This window comes from Reella acinonychis, assembly GCF_052384575.1.
Classification (GTDB): domain Bacteria; phylum Pseudomonadota; class Gammaproteobacteria; order Enterobacterales; family Pasteurellaceae; genus JBQSUQ01.
Genome location: NZ_JBQSUQ010000016.1, coordinates 101,291 through 119,023 on the forward strand (window position 1 = coordinate 101,291; position 17,733 = coordinate 119,023).

The 17,733-nt window shown below is 40.4% G+C and carries 15 protein-coding genes and 3 pseudogenes; 13 read left to right on the forward strand and 5 right to left on the reverse strand.

Features of this window, described 5'->3' with window-relative positions; translation table 11 throughout:
• Positions 1 to 58: 58 nt before the first annotated feature.
• From ACT2CV_RS08435 to queA, 4 genes are read right to left on the reverse strand one after another with little or no spacing between them, the layout of a single operon-like run.
• The gene (locus ACT2CV_RS08435; protein ID WP_464972388.1) at positions 59 to 283 is read right to left on the reverse strand and encodes a sulfurtransferase TusA family protein; all 225 of its coding nucleotides are present in this window, start codon (positions 281 to 283) and stop codon (positions 59 to 61) included.
• Positions 283 to 795, reverse strand: a complete 513-nt coding sequence (locus ACT2CV_RS08440; RefSeq protein ID WP_464972389.1) for a hemerythrin domain-containing protein — start codon at positions 793 to 795, stop codon at positions 283 to 285. Before ACT2CV_RS08440 ends, ACT2CV_RS08435 begins: the two co-directional genes overlap by 1 nt.
• Positions 788 to 1,939, reverse strand: coding sequence for a tRNA guanosine(34) transglycosylase Tgt (gene tgt, locus ACT2CV_RS08445; protein ID WP_464972390.1), 1,152 nt, complete (start codon positions 1,937 to 1,939; stop codon positions 788 to 790). Before tgt ends, ACT2CV_RS08440 begins: the two co-directional genes overlap by 8 nt.
• A 56-nt stretch (positions 1,940 to 1,995) precedes the next feature.
• Complete coding sequence (queA, locus tag ACT2CV_RS08450; protein ID WP_464972391.1) at positions 1,996 to 3,063, reverse strand: tRNA preQ1(34) S-adenosylmethionine ribosyltransferase-isomerase QueA; 1,068 nt, start codon at positions 3,061 to 3,063, stop codon at positions 1,996 to 1,998.
• 163 nt (positions 3,064 to 3,226) lie between these two features.
• Between queA and ACT2CV_RS08455 the strand changes: the two genes are divergently transcribed.
• The 6 genes from ACT2CV_RS08455 to ACT2CV_RS08480 all read left to right on the forward strand — a co-directional run bounded on the left by ACT2CV_RS08455 (position 3,227) and on the right by ACT2CV_RS08480 (position 9,642).
• A complete protein-coding gene (locus tag ACT2CV_RS08455; RefSeq protein WP_464972392.1) occupies positions 3,227 to 3,676 on the forward strand; it encodes a DNA polymerase III subunit chi in 450 nt (149 codons plus the stop codon).
• An 8-nt stretch (positions 3,677 to 3,684) separates the two neighbouring features.
• Positions 3,685 to 4,137: a DIP1984 family protein gene (locus ACT2CV_RS08460; protein ID WP_464972393.1), complete on the forward strand. Its 453-nt coding sequence runs from the start codon at positions 3,685 to 3,687 to the stop codon at positions 4,135 to 4,137.
• 215 nt (positions 4,138 to 4,352) lie between these two features.
• On the forward strand, positions 4,353 to 4,853 hold the full coding sequence (gene tpx, locus ACT2CV_RS08465) for a thiol peroxidase (RefSeq protein WP_464972394.1): 501 nt from the start codon (positions 4,353 to 4,355) through the stop codon (positions 4,851 to 4,853).
• 222 nt (positions 4,854 to 5,075) lie between these two features.
• Positions 5,076 to 5,831 carry an ADP-ribosylglycohydrolase family protein gene (locus ACT2CV_RS08470; protein WP_464972395.1) on the forward strand — a complete coding sequence of 252 codons (756 nt, stop codon included), beginning with the start codon at positions 5,076 to 5,078 and terminating at the stop codon, positions 5,829 to 5,831.
• 264 nt (positions 5,832 to 6,095) lie between these two features.
• Entirely contained in the window at positions 6,096 to 8,963 is a 2,868-nt protein-coding gene (locus tag ACT2CV_RS08475) for a valine--tRNA ligase (RefSeq protein WP_464972396.1), read from the forward strand.
• 67 nt (positions 8,964 to 9,030) lie between these two features.
• Positions 9,031 to 9,642 (forward strand): hypothetical protein, encoded by a 612-nt coding sequence (locus tag ACT2CV_RS08480; RefSeq protein WP_464972397.1) that lies wholly within the window; start codon positions 9,031 to 9,033, stop codon positions 9,640 to 9,642.
• Between the two features lie 58 nt (positions 9,643 to 9,700).
• On the opposite strand, the pseudogene ACT2CV_RS08485 reads toward ACT2CV_RS08480, so the two are convergent.
• Positions 9,701 to 9,832 (reverse strand): annotated as a pseudogene (locus ACT2CV_RS08485) (IS3 family transposase); the annotation flags it as partial.
• 117 nt (positions 9,833 to 9,949) lie between these two features.
• On the opposite strand from ACT2CV_RS08485, the gene ACT2CV_RS08490 reads away from it, so the two are divergent.
• The 7 genes and pseudogenes from ACT2CV_RS08490 (at position 9,950) to ACT2CV_RS08520 (ending at position 17,522) form a co-directional block, all read left to right on the forward strand.
• Complete coding sequence (locus ACT2CV_RS08490) at positions 9,950 to 13,387, forward strand: autotransporter outer membrane beta-barrel domain-containing protein (RefSeq protein ID WP_464972398.1); 3,438 nt, start codon at positions 9,950 to 9,952, stop codon at positions 13,385 to 13,387.
• Positions 13,388 to 13,441: 54 nt separating this feature from the next.
• Positions 13,442 to 13,936 carry an OmpA family protein gene (locus tag ACT2CV_RS08495; RefSeq protein WP_464972399.1) on the forward strand — a complete coding sequence of 165 codons (495 nt, stop codon included), beginning with the start codon at positions 13,442 to 13,444 and terminating at the stop codon, positions 13,934 to 13,936.
• A gap of 98 nt (positions 13,937 to 14,034) precedes the next feature.
• A pseudogene (locus ACT2CV_RS08500) lies at positions 14,035 to 14,397 on the forward strand (DUF935 domain-containing protein); the annotation flags it as partial.
• Positions 14,394 to 15,674: a phage head morphogenesis protein gene (locus ACT2CV_RS08505; RefSeq protein WP_464972400.1), complete on the forward strand. Its 1,281-nt coding sequence runs from the start codon at positions 14,394 to 14,396 to the stop codon at positions 15,672 to 15,674. The pseudogene ACT2CV_RS08500 and the gene ACT2CV_RS08505, both read left to right, overlap by 4 nt.
• 173 nt (positions 15,675 to 15,847) lie before the next feature.
• Positions 15,848 to 16,312, forward strand: coding sequence for a phage virion morphogenesis protein (locus ACT2CV_RS08510; protein ID WP_464972401.1), 465 nt, complete (start codon positions 15,848 to 15,850; stop codon positions 16,310 to 16,312).
• A 322-nt stretch (positions 16,313 to 16,634) separates the two neighbouring features.
• A pseudogene (locus ACT2CV_RS08515) lies at positions 16,635 to 16,994 on the forward strand (phage tail sheath family protein); the annotation flags it as partial.
• A gap of 9 nt (positions 16,995 to 17,003) precedes the next feature.
• On the forward strand, positions 17,004 to 17,522 hold the full coding sequence (locus ACT2CV_RS08520; RefSeq protein ID WP_464972402.1) for a phage major tail tube protein: 519 nt from the start codon (positions 17,004 to 17,006) through the stop codon (positions 17,520 to 17,522).
• Positions 17,523 to 17,733: the final 211 nt, after the last annotated feature.

The window sequence follows — 17,733 nt, forward strand, 5'->3', positions numbered from 1 at the left end:
GATAAAGTTGATAAATAAAAATTGAGGTGGCTAAAATACCACAAAATCAAGGGAAAAGCTAAGGCTTTTGTAGCTTGATTTGCCATCCAAGTGCGGTTAATTTCTGACAAGAAATCCAGCGATAATCTTTCCTATCGCATAAAACTTTAAAATCTTGCACCGCACTTGTGTGGTTTAGGATGACACATAATATCGCTTTTGATTCCAATTGCTCCATTGCCTTTTGCACCATAAACAGTGGCAGAGGGCAATGGTATTGACGGAGATCTATCTGATATTCCATTAAATTTTACGACGATTTGCCATGATTTGACCCATAGTCGTTAATTCTTCCGCAGGGATATGTTGTTGACCTAAAGCGAACAAGGGTTCTTCTAAGGCAATATGTACATCATAACCTGAAATAAATTGAAGAATCAGTTCTGGCTCAATATGGCTGATTTCATCATCCAATAATTTTTGCAATTGAATGGAAAGATTATCCCAATTCTTGTGTAACACAATGTGTTGGCTTTCCAATTCATCAATATTTTTCTGTGCTTGAGGTGCATATTTCAATAGCGCAGGGAAAAAATCTTTTTCTTCATCATCATGATGCAGCGGAGCAGCCACATTAAAATAGGTCAGAATTTGCTGAACATCATTTTTTACAGCTTGATTAACACCATTTTTCTGTAAATATTCTGGCAAAATCGCTAATTGGCGACAGAAACTCTTTACTCGATTATGGCAAGCATAAAGCATATCAATCGGTTGCTCCCAGCTAGCAAATTGTTCAGGTGCTAAATTAATCATTGGCTAATTCCTGTTGTAATGGCGGAACCTCTTTGCCAATTTTGGCATAAAATTCTGTTACAAATTGTTCAAAACGATCTTGTTCAATCGCTGTACGAATTTGTTCCATTAAACGTTGGTAGTAACGCAAATTGTGAATGGTATTTAATCTTGCACCTAAAATTTCACCGCACTTATCTAAATGGTATAAATAAGCTTTGGTGTAATTTTTACAGGTATAACAATCACATTCCGGATCTAAGGCTGTGGTGTCATCTTTATATTTGGCATTGCGGATTTTTACAATGCCATCGCTGACAAATAGATGTCCATTACGTGCATTACGGGTTGGCATAACGCAATCGAACATATCAATGCCACGACGTACGCCTTCCACTAAATCTTCAGGCTTGCCCACGCCCATTAAATAGCGTGGTTTGTCTTGTGGTAATAATGGAGTAACAAATTCTAAAATACGGTGCATTTCTTCTTTAGGTTCGCCCACAGCTAAACCGCCGACAGCATAGCCATCAAAGCCAATATTGACCAAACCTTCTACCGAAATTTTGCGTAATTCTTCGTAAGTGCCGCCTTGTACGATACCAAATAGCGCATTTTGATTACCTAATTCATCAAAACGATTACGGCTACGCTGTGCCCAACGCAATGACATTTCCATTGAATTTTTAGCATAATCAAATGTAGCAGGATAAGGTGTACATTCGTCGAAAATCATCACAATATCGGAACCCAAATCATATTGAATTTCCATAGATTTTTCAGGCGATAGGAAAATACGTTCGCCATTAATTGGATTTTGGAAATGGACCCCTTCTTCTTTAATTTTACGTAGTTTACCTAAGCTGAATACCTGAAAGCCGCCAGAGTCCGTTAGAATTGGACGATGCCATTGCATAAAATCATGTAAATCCCCATGTTTACGCATCACTTCTTGCCCTGGGCGGAGCCATAAATGGAAAGTGTTACCCAATAGAATTTCTGCACCAGTGGCTCGTACTTCTTCAGGCGTCATGCCTTTTACAGTGCCATAAGTACCAACAGGCATAAAGGCGGGCGTTTGTACCGAAAATTCGCCTTGTGGGCGTTTAAAAATCATTTCTCCACGACGAGCTGTGCCACTCGTGGTTTTTAGGTTAAATTTCATGTATTTTCCTTTTGTCGAATAAACAGTTCAACGAAATTAATTTAAATTTTTACATATTATTTAGTGATGAACATCGCATCGCCATAACTGAAAAAACGATAGCGATTTTCCACCGCACTTTTATAAGCGTTCATCACATTTTCATAGCCAGCAAAGGCGGAAACTAACATAATCAACGTACTTTCAGGTAAGTGGAAGTTGGTGATTAAGCAATCAATAACGCGGAATTTTTTACCTGGATAAATAAAAATAGACGTGTCAGCAAAAAAAGGCGTAATTAATTCATTTGAGCCTTTTTCTTCTGCTGCTAAAGCTGCACTTTCGATAGAACGAACAGAAGTTGTGCCTACAGCAATAACACGCTTGTCTGCGGCTTTAGTTGCTAAAATCGCATCTACCACATCTTGACTCACTTCAACATATTCGGCGTGCATATGATGATCTTCAATTTTTTCCACTCGAACAGGTTGGAACGTGCCAGCGCCAACATGTAAGGTGACGAAAGCAAAATTTACTCCTTTATTTTTGAGCTTTTCTAATAGCGCATCATCAAAATGTAAACCAGCGGTTGGTGCAGCAACAGCGCCCGGTACTTTGTTATAAACGGTTTGATAGCGTTCTTGATCGCTGTCTTCATCTGGACGATCAATATAGGGAGGCAATGGCATATGCCCGATTTGCTGTAATAAATCTAAAAGTGCGGTGGATTTATCCACAATTTCCACTTCGAATAAGGCATCTTGTCGCCCTCGCATAATGGCTTTGATTCCTTTGCCTTCGCCTAATTTATCTTCGCCCAAATATAATTCACTATCCACTTTAGGCGCTTTGCTTGAGCGAATATGCGCGAGAAAGGTGCTTTCGGTTAATACGCGCTCTACCAACACTTCAATTTTTCCGCCACTGGCTTTACGACCAAACATACGCGCAGGAATCACTCGTGTGTTGTTAAAAATTAACAAGTCACCAGCGTCGATAAGATCAAGAATATCGGTAAAAGTGCGGTGAAAAAATTCACCGTTTTTGCCATCCAAATGTAGCAATCGGCTAGAACTACGCTCTGTTTTTGGGTAGCGAGCAATCAGTTCATCGGGTAAGTCAAAATAAAAATCAGAAACTAACATATGTATGAGAATTTTTTATCTAAAAAGTGCGGGTAAATTTACCCACTTTATGAAGTGGTGGTAGTCTATTGTGATTTTTGCCTAAGTACAAGTAAAACCTTTATTTTTGCCTCATTCTTAGTTAGAATCTCGCAGATCAGTTTCTTATTCAACGGAAAGTCGCATGGCTAAGCAAGCAACATTTTATCTTCTCTCTTCCACAGAATATCAAGGCGAACTTTCGCCTGATGAAGCGCTTGCTTGCGATTTGTCCGCTGAAATATGGCGAGCAGGCAAGCGAGTATTAATCGCTTGTGAAACAGAGCAACAAGCATTGCGTTTAGATGAAGCTTTGTGGCAGCGAGAACCCGAGCAATTTGTGCCACACAATCTTTCAGGTGAAGTGACAAATTATGCCACACCGATTGAAATTAGCTGGAAAGGCAAACGTAATGCACAGCGTCGAGATGTGCTCATTTTATTACAACGAGAATTGCCGGATTTTATTAATAGTTTTAACCAACTCATTGATTTTGTTCCCGCTGATGAACAACAAAAAGTATTGGCGCGAGAACGTTATAAACAACTCAGACAACAGGGTTGGCAATTATCGACAGAACAGAGTACGAAATAAGGATTTATATGAAATTAGCAGAAGCATTAATGGAACGTGCAGATGCACAACGTCGTTTAGCACAGCTTCAACAACGATTACAACAAAATGCGAAGCACCAAGAAGGCGAAACTCCTGCGGAAAATCCAATGGAATTATTGGCAGAATATCGACAAACTGCGGATAGTTTGGAAACTTTAGTGGTGAAAATTAACCAAGCAAATCAAACAATTAGCCTATCCAATGGTTTAACAATGTTACAAGCTTTGGCCAAACGTGATCGATTAAAAGAAGAACATTCAACCTTAATTCGTTTAGCTGAGTCAGCGTTACCAGAGCAAGATCGTTATAGTCGCAGTGAAATTAAAACCTTGGCTTCGGTGGACATTAAGGCTATTCGCAAGCAAGCGGATCAACTTGCGAAACAACACCGCGAGTTAGATGTTTTAGTGCAACAGGCTAACTGGCAATACGAGATCTAATCTGAATAAAGTGCGGTGAAATTTTAGGTATTTTTATTCAGAGGCGAACACAAAAAACACCATTACGAGAACGAAGAGCAGTTCATTTTTTTCTGAACAACTTTTGCTCCGTACAAGTGACATGGTACACATACTTTGTATTGTAACAACCCTGTGTTGATCTGAATAAAAATGGGTGGGAACGGGGATTTTATTTTTATTATGAGGACAAACTTATGAGTCAAATTACATTAGCAGGCAACCCAGTAGAAGTAGCGGGTAACTTCCCAAAAGCAAGTGAAACAGTTGCAAACTTTGTATTAGTGAATAATGAATTAGCGGATGTGGCATTAGCGGATTTTGCGGGTAAACGCAAAGTATTAAACATTTTCCCAAGTATTGATACAGGCATTTGCGCAGCTTCAGTTCGTATGTTTAATCAACAAGCCGCAAATTTAACCAATACCGTTGTGTTATGCATTTCTGCGGATTTACCATTTGCTCAAGCACGTTTCTGTGGTGCAGAAGGTATTGAAAACGCATTAACCTTATCTTCATTCCGCAACAAAGCAGTTCATGCACAATTAGGTGTGGATATGGTAACGGGCCCATTAACTGGATTAACTGCACGCGCAGTGATCGTGTTAGATGAAAATAATAACGTGCTACATAGCGAATTAGTGCCAGAAATTAAACAAGAACCAAACTACGAAGCCGCTTTAGCAGTATTGAAATAAGCTTAACTAAGTGATACAGGGGCAATTGCCCCTGATGTTGTTTAAATGATAGGTTATTCTGATTTAAACAAAGAATTTGCATTTAAGTTCTAAGGTCGATTTTTATCCTGAAATTAATAGAAATAGATGTCATGAGACACAACCTGTCGCACCAGTTGTTTATACTGACATTAGCATTATTTGAATAGCCATAATTTATAAACAACATTTAGGAGAATAACTATGTTAGGTGCAGCAATCGGCGATATTATCGGCTCTCGTTTTGAGTGGAATAACTACAAAGGCACAGATTTTGAACTCTTTACCCCTGCTAGCAAGTTTACTGATGATACGGTGTGTACCGTCGCTATTTCAGAATGGGCATTGAGTGGCTTTCAACTTGATTTGCCTGATACAGTACGGAAATGGGGCAACAAATACCGCAATGCGGGCTATGGTGGAATGTTTTGCCGTTGGCTAAACCCCCGTTTTGAACCACAACCTTATAATAGCTGGGGCAATGGTTCCGCGATGCGAGTTTCAGCGGTGGGCTGGTTGTGTGAGGATATGGAAAGCGTGTTGGAATACGCCAAACGCTCCGCAGACATTACCCACAACCACCCAGAAGGAATTAAAGGGGCACAAGCTGTTGCTTCCGCCATTTTCTTGGCTCGTAAAGGCGAAAACAAAGCGGCAATTAAGCAATTTATTGAGCTATTTGGCTATAATTTAAACAGTACTTGCGATGAAATTCGCCCAAATTACACCTTTGATGTGAGTTGTCAAGGCTCTGTGCCGCCTGCTATCATCGCGTTTTTGGAAAGCGAAAATTTTGAACAAGCGTTGAGATTATCGATTTCCTTAGGAGGTGATTCCGATACATTGGCAGCGATTACAGGATCCATTGCCGAAGCCTTTTACGGCGTGCCAGACTCTCTAAAACAACAAGTAAAAGCCTATTTGCCTGATGAAATGTTGAGTATTCTTGAGCGGATTTAGCTCGTTGGACTACTTTTAAAATTAACGCAAATGGCTACAAGAGGCAGATTTGAGAAATAAAGTGCAAAAATTTTCAACATTGTGATCCGTTGTCAGCGATGTAAATAGATAGCGCTCGTCTTTGACGAGTGCTGTAATTTTGACTAGAAAAGCACTCGTGTGGACACGAGCGCTAGCGGGGTGACAACTTGCAGAAGATGCAATAAATATTTGGGTTTACCCTACAATTTTAGATTTTGAAAATAAAGATCAAGAGAAAAACCAATGACAAAAACCTTTGAAATGGCTGACCGTTTTGATGCGTCAGCAGTAGAACAAGCCCTGTATAAACACTGGGAAGAGAGCGGTTATTTTAAACCGTCGGAAGATACCACTAAGCCAAGTTATTGCATTGCCATTCCGCCTCCGAATGTGACGGGTTCATTGCATATGGGGCATGCTTTCCAGCAGACTTTAATGGATACGCTGATCCGTTTTAACCGTATGGAAGGTAATAATACCTTGTGGCAGGCAGGGACTGACCACGCTGGGATTGCCACCCAAATGGTGGTGGAACGTAAAATTGCTGCGGAAGAAGGCAAAACTCGCCACGATTATGGGCGTGAAGCGTTCATCGAAAAAATTTGGGACTGGAAAGCTTATTCAGGCGGTACGATCAGCCAACAAATTCGCCGTTTGGGTAACTCAATTGACTGGGATCGTGAGCGTTTCACAATGGACGAAGGTTTGTCCAATGCGGTGAAAGAAGTGTTTGTACGTTTGCACGAAGAAGGCTTGATCTATCGTGGCAAACGCCTTGTGAACTGGGATCCAAAACTTCACACGGCGATCTCTGATTTGGAGGTGGAAAACAAAGAGAGCAAAGGTTCACTTTGGCACTTCCGCTATCCGTTGGCAAATGGCGCGAAAACCGCAGACGGCAAGGATTATTTAGTGGTGGCGACCACGCGTCCTGAAACAATGTTGGGCGATACGGCGGTGGCGGTTCATCCAGAAGATGAACGTTATCAATCACTTATCGGTAAAACCGTGGTGTTGCCGTTAGCCAATCGTGAAATTCCAATTATTGCCGATGATTATGTGGATCGTGAATTTGGTACGGGCGTGGTAAAAATTACCCCTGCCCACGATTTCAACGACTACGAAGTGGGCAAACGCCATAGCTTGCCAATGGTCAATGTGATGACACTGAACGCCGATATTCGTGCGGAAGCGGAAATCGTCGGTTCAGACGGTAAAATTCTTGAGAATTACACCGCACTTATTCCAGCGGATTATCAAGGCTTAGAGCGTTTTGCGGCGCGTAAGAAAATTGTGGCGGATTTTGAAGCCCTTGGCTTGTTAGAGGAAATCAAACCGCACGATTTGAAAGTGCCTTATGGCGACCGTGGTGGCGTGCCAATTGAGCCAATGCTTACTGACCAATGGTATGTGAGCGTGAAACCGCTGGCGGAAGTGGCGGTGAAAGCGGTGGAAGATGGCGAAATTCAATTCGTGCCGAAACAGTATGAAAATCTCTACTTCTCTTGGATGCGTGATATTCAAGACTGGTGTATTTCTCGCCAACTTTGGTGGGGGCACCGCATTCCTGCGTGGTATGACGAGCAAGGCAATGTGTATGTGGCGCGTGATGAAGCGGAAGTGCGTGCGAAACACAACTTGCCTGCGGATTTAGTGTTAAAACAAGATGAAGACGTGTTGGATACTTGGTTCTCATCAGGCTTGTGGACGTTCTCCACTCTTGGCTGGCCGGAGCAAACCAAGGATCTAAAAATGTTCCACCCAACGGATGTGTTGATCACGGGCTTTGACATCATTTTCTTCTGGGTTGCGCGTATGATTATGTTTACGATGCACTTCATCAAAGACGAAAATGGCAAGCCGCAAGTGCCGTTCAAAACTGTGTATGTCACGGGGCTAATTCGTGATGAAAACGGGCAGAAAATGTCCAAATCGAAAGGTAACGTGTTGGATCCGATCGATATGATCGACGGCATCAGCCTTGAAGATCTGCTTGAAAAACGCACGGGCAATATGATGCAGCCGCAATTAGCGGAAAAAATCGCCAAAGCCACACGCAAAGAATTTGCAGACGGCATTTCTGCTCACGGTACGGACGCATTGCGTTTCACGTTGGCTGCGTTGGCGAGCAACGGTCGTGACATCAACTGGGATATGAAACGTTTGGAAGGTTACCGCAATTTCTGCAACAAATTGTGGAACGCTAGCCGTTTTACCCTGATGAATATCAACAACTTAGAATTAGGCGAAGGCGAAAAAGCGTTCAGCTTGGCGGATCGTTGGATCCAAGCAGAATTTAACAACGCCGTGCAAACCTTCCGTACCGCCCTTTCGCAATACCGTTTCGACTTGGCAGCGAACACCCTTTACGAATTCACGTGGAACCAATTCTGCGACTGGTATTTGGAACTTACCAAACCAGTCTTCGCCAACGGTTCGGATGCACAAAAACGCGGTGCGTGCTTTACGCTGGTGAACGTGTTGGAAAAATTATTGCGTTTAGCTCACCCAGTGATCCCGTTCATCACCGAAGAAATTTGGCAGAAAGTGAAAGGCTTTGCAGGCGTGGAAGGCGACACCATTATGTTGCAACCATTCCCGAAATTTGACGCAAGCCTTGTGGACGATGAAGCGGTGGCACAAATCGAATGGTTGAAAGAAATCATCGTCGCCGTGCGTAACATTCGTGCCGAAAGCAACATCGCTCCAAGCAAACCGCTAGATTTACTCGTTCGCAACATCACCGACGCAGATCGTAAAATCTTGGCAGAAAACCACCGCTTGTTGCAGGCAATGGCGAAACTCGACAGTGTGAACGCACTCGACGCTGGCGCCACCGCCCCACTTTCCGTAGCGAAATTAGTGGGTAACGCCGAAGTGCTTGTGCCAATGGCAGGTTTCATCAACAAAGACGCAGAACTGGCTCGTTTGAATAAAGAGATTGAAAAATACCAAGGCGAAATCCAACGTATTGAAAACAAACTCGCCAACGAAGCCTTTGTCGCCAAAGCCCCACCAGCAGTCATCGACAAAGAACGCGCCAAAATGGCGGAATACGCTGAAGGCTTGGAAAAACTGCAACAGCAGTATCAAGCGATTGAAGCGTTGTAATTATTAAATAAGATAGAGGCAGCTCATTTAGAATGGACTGTCTTTCTTTAATCGGAGAGTAAAGATTATGATTAGAAAAATTTTCCTACTTTTTTCTGTATTTTTGAGTTTAGTGCTAAGTGCCTGTTCTACAACAAATGGAATCTCAAAATATGGAAAACCAAATCTTCAAGAGAAAGGGGTTCTTCTCCTAGCAGTGACTGATCGAGCTCTTTTTACTGCGACAGGAATCTCTTTTACTATAGAAGATATAAATAATAAAAAGACTGTTTTAGTTGTAAATGATTGGGATGAACTCTTTTCATTAAAGAAAAGAGGAGTGCGAAAATTCTTTCGTGCATTTGAATTACCTGAAGGAAATTATAAATTCACTTCTTGGGAATTTATTCGTACGCAAGGGAAGCCTGCCGAAAAGCCAAAAGAGCCGTTTGAGTTTAGTATTAAGCAAGGTGAAGTAGTCTATATCGGTAATTTTGATGCTGTTCGCATATTAGGTAATGGGAGATTTAAAAATAACTATGAGGAAGATAGTAAGGCATTCCAATCACTTTACTCTTGGTTAGAGCAGATAAACATCAAAAAGGAATTACTAAAACCTTCTGAATGGCTTTTACCAGACGGAAAAAAATTTGAAGAGTTTGAAAAAGAAGCCAAACAGCCAAAGGCTATTTCAAATTAGTCGTCCATAGTATTGAAAAGGCTTATCTTTTGATCTGCCCCAAAAAAGTTAGACTGATTTAATTGAAGGACTGAGTTCTGTATTGTACGGGATTTAGTCCTTTTAATTTCACTTGAATACGCTCATTGTTGTAGTAATGCACGTATTCGTGAATAGTACGCTCTAGTTCAGCAAAACACTCAAACTTTTTGTTTTTAAATCCCTACTTTATTCATGTCTTTACATTTATTAACAAAAATCTGTTCGTTAATTGATCTTTATTTGTATTATAATTAAGCAGAAATATGATCGATAAAGGAGATTTTCCATGAATAAAATTTTCAAATCAAAATGGTGTGTAGCAACACAAACTTATGTGGCTTGTTCTGAATTAGCTAAACGAGCTGGAAAAGTTTCAGCGGGAGCTGTGTTACTTACTGCAAGTGTCATTAGTTCTGTTAGTGCAGCACCGAGTAATCCTGAGTCAATTACTACTGATACAACATTAGTTGGTGGCGTGAGAGATCTTTCAGTTAATGGCGGTTCTGCAATTAGTATCGGTAATGCAGCAACCGCAACATTGAATGATCCTCTTACTTTAAACTTACAAACTGGAAATGAATCAGAACCAAGAGGTTTTGATATTACTAATGGTAATTTAATTGCAAACGGCAAAGTTTCCATCAATTACCAACCAGTCGGAACAAATCTTCATAATCGCCCAAAAGGTATCATTGTTAGATCTAAGTCAGATACACAAATCAAAGATTTATTAGTCAATGCTGTTTTGGCGAGTGAGACTGAAGCATATTCAGTACCCGCAGATTCTAATGCAGGATATGGCGTTGCCGTTGGCTATAATTATGCTGGAGGTAGTAGTGCGGATAAATCCTTATTAACCGTAGAAAATGCGGAAATCAATGTCACTAATACGCCTAATACTAAATACTCAAGAAGAACTGTAGGTAGTGGCTGGGTTTCAGCAACGGCTATTTTCGGTCATCAATTATCAGGCTTAAAAATTTATAGAACTGATGGTGCTATACCTGAGTTTACCTCAAATGGTAAGGTTAATATTAATGTGACGGATAGCAGTGTAGCTAAAGCGGGTGATTATTTAGTTGGTCTGTATATTTCAGGCCATGGTTCGAAAGCAACATTTAATGGCGATACAGAAATTAAGGTGTCAGCGAATGGTATTAACTCGGCGGGTATTAAAATTGGTAAACCTTTTGATGGTGGCACTGTTGTTGGTGAGAAAGGTTCTTCAGTAATTGCTAATGGCAAATTAGTGGTGGATACCACGGAGACAAAAGATTCTGCTGCTATTCGTTTATTTGGTAACTCTTCTCAATTGAAAGTAACCGGGGAGAAAACGGAAGAACAATCTTTAATTCATTCAGGCAACTCTGCGATTGTTTTTGATACGCAAGATTATCAATTACAAGCGGAAACTATTTTGGGAGAAATTAAAGCCTCCCGTAATGAGAATGGCATTGATCAATCTGTTATTTTGAATAATACAAAACTGCAAACAAATTCAGAGAATGCTAGTTTAGTTAAAGTCAAAGCGGAACAAGTGAGAGATGAAAGTTTTGGGTATGCCTCTAAATTTTCATCGCAGCTAAATTCAGGCTCTTTTAATGTTCAAAATGCGACATTTACCTTAACAGGTGATAAATCCTTAGCAACTGCCGCAGATAAAGGTTGGTTAATTGAAGTGCAAGGACAAAAAGATAATTCTTCTAGCCTAACTGCTAACATTGAAAAGAAAGCAAAAGTTGTGGGATTAGTGCATAAAGAATTATCGTCTTCTTTAATTATGAATGTGGATGACGCCACTTGGGAATTAAAGAAAAAAGGCGATAACATTAGTACTGCAAATAGTGTAAATCTAAATAATGGCGGTGTATTAGATGCGTCTAAAATGTCTTCTTTAACACAAGCAGAGCTAGATGATAGCGTTGCTGCTGCACAAGATGCATTAAATAAAGCTAATAATATGGAAAGAGCTTGGTATGAGTCTGTAGAGAAATTTAATGTTAGAAAACAAAAAACAATAGAGACCGCTACTGCAAATTTAGTGGCTGCTCAAGATTTAGCAGCAAAAGGTCCTCTAAATCGTGCTGAATATACAGTCCGTTTAACTAGTGATGGTACAAATACAGATGGTATTTTGAAAAACGGTGGGGTGATTACCTTAGCGAATGATAGATACAATGATGTGTTAACCCTTGAAGGCAATTATGCAGGTGCTGCTGGTGCAACCTTAAAAGTGAATACGGAATGGAATTCGCCAGGCGGTGAGAATGGTGAAAATTCTAAATCGGATTTATTTGAAATTAAAGGGGCTGCTTCTGGAAGAACTAATGTTGTTACGGTTAAAGCTGACGGTAGTGCAGAAAACGTAATTGATGGCTCTATTGGTTCTATTGCAGCAGATTTACATAAAAACAGTGAAGTTGTTGTTCGTGTACATGATCTTAGTGCAGGTAATAACCATGCCTTTGAAGGAACAGCACAAACAACGGGTGCTGGAGAATTACAGTTAGCAGAACGAACTGTGGAAAAAGACGGCAAAATGGTACGTGAGTATTATTGGACCATTACTGCGGTAAATCCTATTCCGCCTGAGCCAGAACCTGAACCGCAGCCAGATGCTAAACCTGAGCCGAAGCCAGAACCTGAGCCAACGCCTAAACCAGGGATGAAGCCAGAACCTAAACCTGAGCCGAAACCACAACCGAAACCAACCCCTATTTATGCGCAATCTGTTTCAGGTTATGTACAAATGCCTCGCGTAAACTTAGAACAGGGTTATGCTTCGATTGCAACATTGCATACGCGTCGTGGTGAAAATCAGACATTAGCTTGGGATGATTGCAGCCGTTGTGGAAGTGATGTAAAAGGACAAAGTTGGGCAAGAGTTTTTGGTTCGCACTTAGAAGCTGATGGAAAAGTGCGGTTAAATTTTGATACAAATTTATTTGGTGTTCAACTTGGGCATGATTTTGCTGTACAACGTACTGCAGAGAACGGTCATCGTTTAACTGGTGTTTACGCAACATATACACAAGCGAAAACGAACTTCTTTGATGATGAAAGAAGAGTGAATGCAAAACTTGTTGATGATAAATTTACTGGTTCAGGTAAATCTAAATCTTGGAGCTTTGGTTTGACTCATACTCGTTATGCAGCAAATGGCAGTTATGTTGATTTAGTTGGTCAAGTTTCATTTATCAATAATAAATATACTTCTCGAAATAACGTTAGTGCGAAAAATAAAGGTATGAGCTACTTACTTTCTGCTGAAGTTGGTCGCCCTTATGCATTAGGTGAAAGAGGTAAAACAGAAGGCGGCTGGTTAATTGAGCCACAAGCACAATTAATTGCACAATATCTTGATTTAAAACGCTTTACTGATGAACAAGGTAAAAAAGTTGATCAAGGCGATACATTTGGCTTGAGAGGTCGCGCTGGAGTTCGTTTAGCATACAACGCACCAACAGAAGATAATAGAACGAAAACATTCTATGTAACAGCAAATATATTGCATGATTTCACTAATATGAAGTCTGTTCAAATCGGACAAGATAAGTTACGTGAAAAATATGCAAAAACTTGGTGGGATGCAGGTGTTGGAGTGCAATATCCAGTTGCTCAAAAAGCTTACGTTTATTTAGATGCTCACTATGAAGGTAGTTTCTCTAAACATCAAAGACGTGATGGATATCGTGGTTCTTTAGGTATTAAATATAACTGGTAATTTGATGAGGTAAAGGGAGGTTTTATCTTCCCTTTATCAAATAAGGAAAGAAATATGAAAAATGTAAAATTAACCTTATTATCTTGTGCATTGTTAAGCTTAACGGCTTGTTCACAATTAAAAGATGTAGAGCATAGCTGGTGTCCTCCAGTACAGACTGAAGAAGTGAATTTATCCGCAGATGCATTATTCCGCTTTGATAAATCAGATGTAAAAGATTTATTACCAAAAGGAAAAGTAGAATTAGATCAATTAGCAGATAAATTAACCTCAGGCTATGCGAAAGTAGAGAATATTCACTTAGTTGGTCATACAGATCGTTTAGGTAGTGAAAAATATAACTATGAGTTGGGGTTAAAACGAGCAAATACAGTAAAACAGTATTTAGCAGATAAACAAATAGCTGTGCCAATGAGCGTTGAAAGTGCAGGTGAAACAATGCCTTTAACTAAGGATTGCGTTGGCGAAAAAGCCACAAAAGCATTAACAGCTTGTTTACAACCAGATAGACGTGTAGCAGTCAAAATTCATGGCATTAAAAAACAATAATAGCTATTAGAAATAATTAAAATTAAAGCCTTTCGATAAATAACGAAAGGCTTTATTTATACTGTGAGGTTAATTAATACTACTAAATTCATTGCTGTATGGGCGTGCAATTTACCGAACAATATCTCGCGCGGACCTACGGTTTTGAACAAGGTGATATTGTACTCTCATCTGAAAGTGCGGTGCAAAAGTCCGCACAATTTAACGAACCCCAACTACCACCCAATATTGCAGACGGTATCGTAGAACAGCTTGAGTTAGAAGGCGAACCCTATGTGGAAAATTGGATGCAAGCTATCCAAGATAGACTTCAGCAAGCAGATAGTTTGGAGGATTTTCGCCATCAACTGGATAGCCTGATCCCTGAACTCAGCTTCGTGGAATACGCAGAAGTGTTAGCGTGGGCATCAACCGTCGCAGAGTTAGCAGGTCGATATGCGGTGATTGAGGAGCAAAAATGACATTTCAATTCCAAGAGCAAGCGCGTTATTTTGCCAAGAAAATAAACCTGCCAACAGAAAGCTACCTCGATATTCAAGGCGAAGAGCATGATTATTTTTTCGTGGTCGCAGGTGCAAATCGTAATGAAATCGTGGACGCTTTTAGGCAGGCTGTTGATAACGCCATAGAACAAGGCGCCACTTTGTCACAATTTCGCAAAGACTTTGACGAGATTGTGGACAACACAGGTTGGCAATACAAAGGCGGACGTAATTGGCGCACACGTATTATTTACGACACCAATGTTTATGGGGCATACAACCGCGGTCGCCTCAAACAGCATTTAGAACTAGCTGATGTGCTACCTTATTGGGAATATCAACACAATGACAATGCCCATCCTCGCCAAGCACACGTTGATTTAGATGGCACCATTCGTCCTGCGAGCGATCCATTTTGGAAATATTACTACCCAATCAAAGCTTATGGCTGCCATTGCACCGTCATTGCCCATGATGAAGCAGATTTAAAAAACATGGGCAAAACTGTCAGTCCTCCAGTGGAAATTGAATATCAAGAAAAATGGGTAGGCGTACGTGCTGGCAATCCACGTATAGTGAATTTGCCGAAAGGTTATGATGTGGGGTTTGTACCCCATGATTTTGACAGACTCACTGCTGGGCGAAATGCGGAAATTGACAAGGTACTCTTTCAAAAACTCGCTAATTCTACACCGCAGTTCGCCAGTCTATTGATTAAAGATGTGATGATAAAATATCCTGCAACTGTGGCGATGTTAAACCAATCAATGTCGGCAATGGTGCAGCGCGTCAGCTTTGAAAAAGTTGCACGTGGCGAGATGAAATACGTCGGCGTACTACCTGAAAAAGTCATCGAAAAATTAACTGCACTTGATAAATCGCCGCAAAGTGCGGTTATTGCAGTACGAGATAAAGATGTATTGCATGGATTGCGAGAGCTTAAACAAAACGAAAGCATTGCGTTACCATTAGAATTTTGGCAACAGTTGCCTGAGAAATTGCGTCAGCCAAAAGCGATTTTATTACAACCGAAAGAGGGTTTTGAAAATCCAGCAAAAAACCTTGATACCTTACTCTTTGTTTATGAAACCGACAAAGGAAAAGTGGCAATCAAAATGGACTATGAAGTCAGATTGAAAGACAAACTAAGCGGTAAAAAGCAAATGGCTAAAATTAATATGGTGACGACTGGGAGTATATTTAAGGATAAAACCGCATTATACGACTTTGAGTTATTATGGGGGAATTTAGATTAACTCACAGGTTTGCCTGATTCGAACAGGATAATACCCCTTTTACAGCGTAACCTTTCCAGTAGGAAACCCCCTGTGAGTAAGTTAAATATACGCCCAAACGATTTTTTAATCAACAATAAGCGTTTGTTTATACATAATTAAGTCATTAATTCAAGCTACGGAGATCATCAACTATGATCAAAATTACACTCAAAGACAGCCAAGCCCAAGCTCAGCTTGAGCGTATAGCATTGCAACTCAAACACCCTCGAAAGCTCTACGGTGTGCTCGGTGAAACCTTAAAGAAAATCCACACTGAACGCTTTAAGTTAGAAGTTGATCCTGATGGCAAAAAATGGCAGCCACTTGCGCCGAAAACATTGGTTGCCAAAGCAAAACGCGGTAAAAGCCGTAAGATTTTGCGCCAAGATGGTAATCTTGCTGATCGGCTGGCTTATAATTTTGATGATCGCGGTGTAGAGTTTGGTTCGGAAATGCCATACGCACGACTGCACCAATTTGGTGGTAAAGCAGGACAAGGACATAAAGTAACTATTCCTGCACGTCCTTGGCTTGGCATTAATCAACAAGATGGCGAGAAATTATTACAAAAAGCCACCGAACTTTTGCAACGACAAATTAATCAACTTGTGCGCTAATGAATAATTATTAAAATAACGCCACAATCGCTCTCAGTGGAGTTATGTTGTAATTTATCATCTAAAAAAATTTAAACGCCATTTAATCCATTTTAACGCCATTTTAACGCTATCCCACTTTCCACTTTAACTGGAATTTTAAAAAGCAGTAAAGAAACAGACTAATCTTTAAAGTGCTTTAAAATTATTCTCATCATTTTTTCGCTACGCTAAACTTTATTAAAGCGAATTGCTTATAGGAGTAAGCGTGGAACTGATCGAAATTTTCCGAGCAGGCGAATTCACCTCTGATACAGCAGATATTTTCGGTATCTTCGATACAGGTAACCGTTCATCTAATTACCCAACGGTCACTCATATTAGCAATTTTGAGGTGGCATCACGCACAGGTGATATTATCGACGAAAGTATTCGTCAAGCCGAATTGCAATACATTGATAAACCGATTGATGATGCCTTAATTGATAGTTTTATCGAAACCTTGGATACCTTCCTGCGTTCGCAAAAATCGTTGGTGGGTTATAGTGTCGGACTTGACCATGAATATGATCTCGTCAATGCCTTTAGTGAGGGACAAATCCCATTGGTTTATGACTACACTCCAAAAATCCCTGGGGAGCGCATTACCAATAAATCGGTGATGACCCGTAAATATCTGGTCAATTTGGTATCACAAAAATAGGAGTGATAAATGAGTACTACAATTAATCAAATCGTCAACGCCAATGTTTATATGGATGGCAACTCCTTATTGGGTAAAGCCAAAGAGTTCAAGTTGCCAGACATTGAATTCGAACAAATTGAACATAAAGGTTTGGGGCTTATTGGTACAATTAAATTGCCAGCTGGCATGAACGCCTTAGAAGGTGAGGTTACTTGGGATAGCTTTTATCCTGAAGTGCGCGCACGTGCTTATAATCCGTTTAAAAACGTGCAATTAATGGTGCGGTCCAACTTGCAGGTCTTCAGTTCGCGCGGCTTAGAGGCTGAAGTGCCAATGGTTACGGTGATGAATGTGAGTTTTAATAAAACCACAGGTGGTAGCCTAAAAAATAAAGAGGCAACCGAACATCAAGACAGTTTCCAAATCCATTCTATTAAGCAAATGGTGGATGGTAAAGAAATCTTGTTCTATGATGCGTTTGCTAATATCCTGCGCGTTAATGGCGAAGATGTATTGCGCAAATACCGCACCAATATTGGTCAGTAAATCTTTAAACTGGTTTAAAATCAATTTAACCGCAATTTAATTAAACTCCTTAGTGAAATCTAACAACCACTAAGGAGTTTTTTTATGTCTGAACTAACCAAAGAAATTAATCTCTATCGCAAAATTAAATTGCTTTTCCCTATTCGTGACGGCGAAGGCAAAGAAATTACTGAGTTGAATGTACGCCGAGCTAAAGTGCGCGACATCAAGC

Coding starts and splice junctions, on each gene's coding strand:
- tgt (WP_464972390.1), bottom strand. CDS start 1,939: ATGAAATTTAACCTAAAAACCACGAGTGGCACAGCTCGTCGTGGAGAA.
- ACT2CV_RS08480 (WP_464972397.1), top strand. CDS start 9,031: ATGATTAGAAAAATTTTCCTACTTTTTTCTGTATTTTTGAGTTTAGTG.
- ACT2CV_RS08520 (WP_464972402.1), top strand. CDS start 17,004: ATGAGTACTACAATTAATCAAATCGTCAACGCCAATGTTTATATGGAT.
- ACT2CV_RS08510 (WP_464972401.1), top strand. CDS start 15,848: ATGATCAAAATTACACTCAAAGACAGCCAAGCCCAAGCTCAGCTTGAG.
- ACT2CV_RS08460 (WP_464972393.1), top strand. CDS start 3,685: ATGAAATTAGCAGAAGCATTAATGGAACGTGCAGATGCACAACGTCGT.
- ACT2CV_RS08435 (WP_464972388.1), bottom strand. CDS start 283: ATGGAATATCAGATAGATCTCCGTCAATACCATTGCCCTCTGCCACTG.
- ACT2CV_RS08475 (WP_464972396.1), top strand. CDS start 6,096: ATGACAAAAACCTTTGAAATGGCTGACCGTTTTGATGCGTCAGCAGTA.
- ACT2CV_RS08455 (WP_464972392.1), top strand. CDS start 3,227: ATGGCTAAGCAAGCAACATTTTATCTTCTCTCTTCCACAGAATATCAA.
- queA (WP_464972391.1), bottom strand. CDS start 3,063: ATGTTAGTTTCTGATTTTTATTTTGACTTACCCGATGAACTGATTGCT.
- ACT2CV_RS08470 (WP_464972395.1), top strand. CDS start 5,076: ATGTTAGGTGCAGCAATCGGCGATATTATCGGCTCTCGTTTTGAGTGG.
- tpx (WP_464972394.1), top strand. CDS start 4,353: ATGAGTCAAATTACATTAGCAGGCAACCCAGTAGAAGTAGCGGGTAAC.
- ACT2CV_RS08505 (WP_464972400.1), top strand. CDS start 14,394: ATGACATTTCAATTCCAAGAGCAAGCGCGTTATTTTGCCAAGAAAATA.
- ACT2CV_RS08440 (WP_464972389.1), bottom strand. CDS start 795: ATGATTAATTTAGCACCTGAACAATTTGCTAGCTGGGAGCAACCGATT.
- ACT2CV_RS08495 (WP_464972399.1), top strand. CDS start 13,442: ATGAAAAATGTAAAATTAACCTTATTATCTTGTGCATTGTTAAGCTTA.
- ACT2CV_RS08490 (WP_464972398.1), top strand. CDS start 9,950: ATGAATAAAATTTTCAAATCAAAATGGTGTGTAGCAACACAAACTTAT.